Genomic DNA, 1,517 nt, shown 5'->3' with positions numbered 1-1,517 from the left:
GCTTTCGCTACTTCAGATTTCGCTGCTGCTTTTTCATCGTCTGACAATTTAGCGTTCTTATCAATTGAGGCAATCTTAGTTTCTGACGCTGTTTGGATTGCTTCTAGGGCTTTCTCTTTACCTACTGAAGTTACTGCTTCAATTGCTTTAACTCCTGTAGTTTGAGCACCGTCTACACCATCTTGATCTTTCGCTTCATTGATAGCTTTTACGGCTGCGATGGCTGCTTTCGCTACTTCAGCTTTCGCTGCTGCTTTTTCATCGTCGGATAAGTTAGAATTATTATCGATTTCTTTTTCTTTCGCTGTTTTTTCAGCATTGATTGCTGTAATTGCAACTTCTTTTTCGATAGCTAATTTTCCTTTATCTTTTGCAGAATTGATACCATCTTCAGTTGTTGCTTTATCAATAGCATCTGTTGCATCTTTTGCTTCTTTAGCTACTTTTGCTTTTTCTTCCGCCTTTTGTTCTGGCGTTAAGGTTGTACTAGCTTCAATAGCATCTGTCGCTTTTTTAGCAGCAGCTGCAATTTCTTTTTTAGCACCATCTCTGTCAAGATCTTTCAATAACTCTGCTGCTTTTGTTAATTCTGCTTTGGCTGCATCTACTTTCGTTTGAGCTGCTTGTACTTCTGCTTTAGATGCATTATCAGCTTTTGCTAATACTGTTGCTGCTTCTGTCTTAGCAGCTTCTAATTGTGCTTTTAATTCTTCATATTTTGTATTATAAGCTTCAATACTATTTGGTGTTTTTCCAGTTGTATCTGCTTTTACTAATGAATCTGCATCTGTTTTTAGTTTAGCTTTTTCTTCCGCTGTTGCTGCTTCTACTAAAGCTTGTTTTGCCGCTTCTAATGCTTCTTTCTTCTCATTAACTTTATTTAAAGCTTCTGTTATTTTTTCTGGTGTTGCATTTTCGTCATTAATTACTGCTTCTGCTTCTTTAATGGCTTCTTCTGCAGCTGTTTTCTTATCAGTATATGTTTTCGCACTATCCGCAGTTTTTCCTGTTGTTGGATCTGCTGCTGTTGTTAATTCGCTTAACGCTTCTTTTGCTTTTGTTAACTCAGCTTTATCTGCTTTATTCACTAATAATTCTGCTGCTTTATCTAAAGCTGTTTTCGCTGCTTCTACTTTTGCTTGAGCAGCTTGAACTTCCTCTTTTGTTGCATTAGTGCCTTTCGCTAAAGCTTTGGCTGCTTCTGTCTTGGCAGCTTCTAATTCTGCTTTAAACTCTTCATATTTTCTGTCATATGCTGCGATACTTTCTGGTGTTTTACCTGTTTCATCAGCTTTCTTCAATGAATCAGAGTCCGTTTGTAATTTTGTTTTTTCTTCAGGAGTTGCTGCTTCTACAAGAAGATTTTTAGCAGTTTCTAATTTCGTTTTCACTGCTTCTACTTTTGCTTGAGCAGCTTGAACTTCCTCTTTTGTTGCATTAGTGCCTTTCGCTAAAGCTTTGGCTGCTTCTGTCTTGGCAGCTTCTAATTCTGCTTTAAACTCTTCATATTTTCTGTC

The 1,517-nt window shown here is 37.3% G+C and carries 1 protein-coding gene; it reads right to left on the bottom strand.

Annotated features, from left to right (window positions below; all coding sequences use genetic code 11):
* Positions 1 to 1,517, bottom strand: a 1,517-nt coding sequence (locus FJR73_RS10330; RefSeq protein WP_258190669.1) for a DUF1542 domain-containing protein, incomplete at both ends; no start/stop codon positions are given.

Origin of the sequence: Streptococcus sp. D2 (assembly GCF_006385825.1) — a bacterium.
GTDB classification, from domain to species: Bacteria; Bacillota; Bacilli; order Lactobacillales; family Streptococcaceae; genus Streptococcus; species Streptococcus shenyangsis.
This window is presented reverse-complemented; position numbering and strand designations above follow the sequence as displayed.